We start from the raw sequence: 4,992 nt of genomic DNA, 5'->3' as shown, positions 1-4,992 counted from the left end.
TTCGGGTGGTAGCCGCGCGGCCTGTGCGCGCGGGCGACACGGCTTGTCGCGTTGGCGCGTTGCCGTGTTGTCGCGGTTTCGGGCTCAGCCCCGGGCCGGGCCCTCCGCCGCGCCTTCGGCCGCACGCACGGCGGCGCGCGCCCCGGCGCGGACGGCGTCCACGACGGGGACGCCGACCCGGTCGGTGAGGCGGGCGGCCAGGCCGATGGTGGTCATGCCGGTGCAGGCGAACATCAGGGTGTCCGCGCCCATGGCGACCAGGCGTTCGGCGGCCCGGACCGAGGCGGCCAGGCCCGCGTCGGTGCGCAGGTCGTGGGTCCGGCGCACGCCCTCGGGCACGAGCGCGGCGACGAGGGCGGGTCCGAGCACGGAGGTGACCGAGTCCGGGGTGCGGGTGGTCAGGTCCAGGACGCCGACCTTCGAGCCCAGTTCCAGGGCCCGGCGGGCCGCGGCCTCCCCCGCGCCGACGACGGGAACGCCGACCGCGGCGCGGGCGAGGGCCAGGCCCGGGTCGGCGGCGCAGCTGACGAGCAGCGCGTCCACGCCGTCCTCGCGTTCCATGCGCGCGGCCAGGTCGGCGACCTTGGCCGAGGCGAGCGCGAAGGTGGCGTCGTCGTGCACGCCGTCGGGCTGGTCGGGCAGGCACCGCGAGACGGTGTCCACGCCGAGCTCCTCGCGGATGACGCGGCCGTGCGCGTCGAGCTGCTCCCGGTCGTCGGTGGTGACCACCCGGATGACGCCGATCCTCATGCCGCCGCCCCCGTCCGCGCGCCGAGCGAGTCCAGGACCTCCGAGGCCAGGCGCACGCACACCGACCGGGCCAGGACCACCGGCAGGCCCGAGGCCGCGGCCGCGCGGGCGCGCATCTCCTCGGTGTAGCCGACGCAGTCCAGGGCCAGGAGGTCGGCTCCGGCGTCGGCCAGACGCCGTGCGGCGGCGGCGAGGCCGTCGGGGGTGCCGGTGTAGGGGGAGCACACGTCGGTGAGCACCCGGGCCCCGGCGGGCAGGCGGCGGCCGAACTTGGCCTCGGTGTCGCGCCTCTGCTCGGGCAGGGGGCACACGACGCCCAGGCGCCCGGTGTCGCCGAGCAGGGCCGCGGCCCCGAAGGCGATCATCCGGTCGGGCACGAAGAGCGGCTTGGTGTGCTCCAGCTCCGGGAAGGCGCCGGTGCAGGCGAGCAGCACCGCGTCCACCTCGCGTTCCAGGTCGGCGAGCAGTCCCGGCAGGCGCTCCATGACCAGGGACTCGCCCAGGACGACGGAGGTGCCGTCGGCGAGGCGGGTGGTGAGGGCGTGGTCGTCGGGGGCGACCGGCCGCGCCTCGATCTGGTCGCGGGTGAGGCCGTCCAGGACGCCCCGCTCGACCACGGTGGCCTCGGGCACCAGGGCGGTGATCTCCGGGGTCAGGTCCGTGCGCGGCGCCTGGCCGATGGTGACGACTCCGAGTCGTGTCATGGTTCCTCCCGGGTTCAGCGGCTGAAGACGGTGCCGACGGAGTGGACGGAGTCCCCGGCGATGAGCCCGGCGCCGACCAGGGCGATCTCCTGCTCGCCCTTCTCGCCGCGGCGGCGCTCCCACACCAGGCGGATCGCCAGCCCGGCCAGGACGAGCCATCCGGCGTTGGGCGTGGCCACGAGCAGACCGGTGGCGAGCAGGACGCCCATCTGGCGCCGGGGGCCGCCCAGGAGCTGCACGATCGCGCCGGGCACGGCCCACAGGGCGAGCTGGAGCAGGACGGAGGGGTCGCTCAGCCCGGCCTTGATGGTGTCGGCGTAGACGATCGAGGTGGGCGGCACGGCGCCGTCCTCGAACAGGCCCTGCCAGAGCAGCGCGACCATGCCGATGGCGACGGCGAACCCGATCATGGAGGAGATGAGCTGCTGGCGGCGTCCGTCGAGCTCGAAGGCGGTGTAGGGGCGGCGGTCGCGGCGCAGCACCCACCCGGCCTTGAAGTCGTAGCCCATGTCCGCGAAGGCGGGGCCGGTGGCCGCGCAGTAGCCCACGAGCAGGGCCAGCGGCACCCCGGGGATGCCCAGCGCCAGGCCGAGGATGAGGAAGATGAGGGTGACCGCGAAGGCGGGGAACCAGCCCGCGTGCATGGCGGCCAGGCCGACGATGAGTTCGTGGACCAGGGCGGCCACGGCGGCGAACAGGACGAATCCGAGGATGCCCAGCCAGCTCATGTCCGCCCAGATCCCGCCGGTGACCGCGAGCACGAGGGCGCCCAGGGCGAACAGCACGTAGCCCGAGCCCAGGGCCCGGCCCAGGGTGGCGCGGTCCACGGTGTAGGCCAGGGACGGGTCGTCCTGGGCGGCGCGGTCGCGGGCGGCCTCGCGCTCCCTCTCCCTGCGGCTCTGGCGGCCGGCGAGGATGACCACGATCTGCGCCAGCGCGACCACGCCCGCGCCGATCATGACGCCGTGCGGCACGTAGATCGAGTTGAGGTCGATCCCGATGACCGCCGGGGAGTACTGGGCGACGAGCAGGCCTACGGCGAACATGAGCAGGGCCCAGACGTTGCCGATCATGGCGATGCCCGCCGCCGACATCGGCATGCCCAGGAAGGAGGCGCCGAGCCCGACCGCGCCGCCGCCCACCAGGATGGCCGCCTGGCGTCCGCCCCGGTCACCGGCCTTGATGGTCTCGGCCGCCGCCACCCCGGGCGGCCAGGCCGCGTCGGCGGGCAGGAACCGGGAGCCGAACGCCTTGTAGAGCACGAACACGTCGATGAGCAGGCCCAGGGACGCGCCCAGCAGCATCGGCCACACCAGGTCGGGGCGGCCGAAGAGGAACGGGATGGCGATCGGGGTGAGCAGGGAGTTCGCCGAGGCGAAGGTCGCGCCGGAGATCGAGGACTGGATGAGGTTCTGCCGGTTGGTGTTGCGCATCGAGCGCAGCCCCAGGAACCCGATCCGGCCGATGAGCATGGCCACGACCGCGCCGATGACGCTGGTGTTGGGCGAGACCCCGAGCGTCGTGATCATGTGGATGCCGATCACCGCCCCGAGGAGGCTCACCAGGACGGTGACGATGACGACGACGGGTTCGAACGCGCGCGGGTGGCGGGCGCTTCCCGGGGTCTGCGGTTCGGTGGACGAACCAGGTGCCGACGGTTCCATGTGTGTCCTTCAGGGATGGCTCACGTCCGTCGAGGACGGAGTGTCGCTGGTCAAAGGCCTGCGGTGCGCGGCTGCCGCGTCCTGGCCCGTCACGCCCAGGCTGCCTCCCGTTCACCCGCCGGGGCAAAGGTTTCCCACTATGTGGGAGTTAAGATCACATTTCGATCCCCGAAGCCGGGGGTGCCGGTCCCTCCGCGGGACGTAGGGTGGGCTTCCATGTCCACCGGTTCCACGGAACGCACCGGCCCGCTCCAGACGGTCGACCGGGCGCTCGACGTCCTCCTCAGCTTCGACGAGTACCGCACGAGCTGGGGCGTCCTCGAACTCGCCGACGAGTTCGGCCTGTCGAAGTCGACCGCCCAGCGCCTCCTGGCCTCCCTGGCGGGCAAGGGGTTCCTGCGCGCCGACCCCGACACGCGCCGCTACAGCATGGGCCCCGCCATGTGGCGCATGGCCGGGCTGTGGGAGCGCTCGGGCGGCCTCTCCGTCCTGGCCGAACCCCTGCTCGCCGATCTGGCCCGCTCCAGCGGCCGCACCTGCCTGTTCTGCGTCCCCGACGGCGCGCACGTGCGCTGCATCGCCGCGGTCGGCGGCTCGGAGGGCCCGCGCCGCTCCCACCCCTTCCTCGACGAGCTCTACCCCGCCCACGCCGGGGCCACCTCCCGGGCCTACTTCGCCTTCCTGGACCCGGCGGAGCGCAGGGCCCTGCTGGCGGGGCGCCCCTCCGCCCGCTTCTCCGACCTCACGCCCTTCGACGAACAGCAGGTCGAGGAGCTCTTCGACGAGGCCGTCGAGCAGGGCTACGCGCTCTCCCAGGGCGAGTACGACGCCGCGTCCCGCGCGCTGGCCGTCCCCGTGTTCGGCGGCAAGCGCCCGGTCGGCTCCGTGACGCTGGTGGAGAACAAGCACTCCGACCACGACGACGACCTGCTCGACCACCTGGCGCCGCTGCGCGCCGCGGCCGACGGTCTCACCGGGCTGCTGTCCAACCGCCGCCCGGCACCGCCCACGCGCAACTGGAGGCGGGGGCACGGCTCCCGCCCCTCCCCGCGCCCGACCGCTCCCTGAAGGGGGACCATGCCCGAGCTGCTGCTCTTCTCCAACTCGACCAACCACGGCCGGGGCTACCTCGACCACGCGTGGGAGGAGGTGGAGGCCTTCCTCGACGGCCGCGACGCGGTCGCGTTCGTGCCGTTCGCGGGGGGCGACCACGGCGCCTACACCGCGCGGGTGGCCGAGGCCTTCGCGGCGCGCGGAATCCGCGTGACGGGGGTCCCGGCGGACGCCGGGGCCGCGCGGGTCCTGGACGAGGCGCAGGCCGTCTTCGTGGGCGGGGGCAACACGTTCCGCCTCGTGGCCGCCCTCCAGCGCACCGGGCTCCTGGACGACCTGCGCGACCGCGTCCTGGCCGGGCTGCCCTACATGGGGGCGAGCGCGGGCACCAACATCACCGCCCCCACGCTGCGCACCACCAACGACATGCCCATCGTGGAGCCGCCGTCCTTCACCGCGCTGGGGTTCGTCCCGTTCCAGATCAACCCGCACTACCTGGACGCCGACCCCCGGTCCACGCACCAGGGCGAGACCCGTGAGACCCGGCTGACGGAGTTCCTGGAGGCCAACGACGTGGACGTCCTCGGCCTGCGCGAGGGGACGCACCTGCGCGTGCGGGGCGCGGGGTCGGACGTGGTCCGCGCGACCGTGGGCGGCGCCGCGGTGCAGCCGGACGCGCCGGGCCCGGCGATCGTCTTCCGCCGCGGCACGGCCCCCTTCGAGGTGTCGGGCGAGGTGACCGACCTGTTCGCGCGCACGCCCCGCTTCGACCAGCCGGTCTAGGGTCCGCGGCGCGGGGCCCCGGGAAGGGGCGCGGGGCC

Annotated in this window: 5 protein-coding genes; 2 read left to right on the top strand and 3 right to left on the bottom strand. The window is 74.4% G+C overall.

Annotated features, from left to right (window positions below; all coding sequences use genetic code 11):
- Window positions 1-84: 84 nt before the first annotated feature.
- From DQW06_RS14805 to DQW06_RS14795, 3 genes are read right to left on the bottom strand one after another with little or no spacing between them, the layout of a single operon-like run.
- Window positions 85-750: an aspartate/glutamate racemase family protein gene (locus DQW06_RS14805; RefSeq protein ID WP_013152723.1), complete on the bottom strand. Its 666-nt coding sequence runs from the start codon at window positions 748-750 to the stop codon at window positions 85-87.
- Window positions 747-1,454 (bottom strand): AroM family protein, encoded by a 708-nt coding sequence (locus DQW06_RS14800; RefSeq protein ID WP_013152722.1) that lies wholly within the window; start codon window positions 1,452-1,454, stop codon window positions 747-749. The genes DQW06_RS14805 and DQW06_RS14800 overlap by 4 nt, the downstream gene beginning before the upstream one ends.
- Window positions 1,455-1,468: 14 nt before the next feature.
- Entirely contained in the window at window positions 1,469-3,118 is a 1,650-nt protein-coding gene (locus tag DQW06_RS14795) for an OPT/YSL family transporter (RefSeq protein WP_071621922.1), read from the bottom strand.
- 216 nt (window positions 3,119-3,334) lie between these two features.
- Between DQW06_RS14795 and DQW06_RS14790 the strand changes: the two genes are divergently transcribed.
- Together DQW06_RS14790 and pepE are read left to right on the top strand one after the other, a co-directional pair.
- Window positions 3,335-4,186 carry an IclR family transcriptional regulator gene (locus DQW06_RS14790; protein WP_013152720.1) on the top strand — a complete coding sequence of 284 codons (852 nt, stop codon included), beginning with the start codon at window positions 3,335-3,337 and terminating at the stop codon, window positions 4,184-4,186.
- 9 nt (window positions 4,187-4,195) lie between these two features.
- Window positions 4,196-4,954, top strand: a complete 759-nt coding sequence (gene pepE, locus DQW06_RS14785; protein WP_013152719.1) for a dipeptidase PepE — start codon at window positions 4,196-4,198, stop codon at window positions 4,952-4,954.
- The last annotated feature ends 38 nt before the right edge of the window (window positions 4,955-4,992 follow it).

The organism is Nocardiopsis sp. TNDT3 (assembly GCF_003427465.1).
In the GTDB taxonomy this organism is placed as follows: domain Bacteria; phylum Actinomycetota; class Actinomycetes; order Streptosporangiales; family Streptosporangiaceae; genus Nocardiopsis; species Nocardiopsis dassonvillei.
This window is presented reverse-complemented; position numbering and strand designations above follow the sequence as displayed.

Bases quoted from the DNA above. Each gene is read 5' to 3' on its own strand.
- DQW06_RS14805 (WP_013152723.1), bottom strand. From the start codon at position 750: ATGAGGATCGGCGTCATCCGGGTGGTCACCACCGACGACCGGGAGCAG.
- DQW06_RS14800 (WP_013152722.1), bottom strand. From the start codon at position 1,454: ATGACACGACTCGGAGTCGTCACCATCGGCCAGGCGCCGCGCACGGAC.
- DQW06_RS14795 (WP_071621922.1), bottom strand. From the start codon at position 3,118: ATGGAACCGTCGGCACCTGGTTCGTCCACCGAACCGCAGACCCCGGGA.
- DQW06_RS14790 (WP_013152720.1), top strand. From the start codon at position 3,335: ATGTCCACCGGTTCCACGGAACGCACCGGCCCGCTCCAGACGGTCGAC.
- pepE (WP_013152719.1), top strand. From the start codon at position 4,196: ATGCCCGAGCTGCTGCTCTTCTCCAACTCGACCAACCACGGCCGGGGC.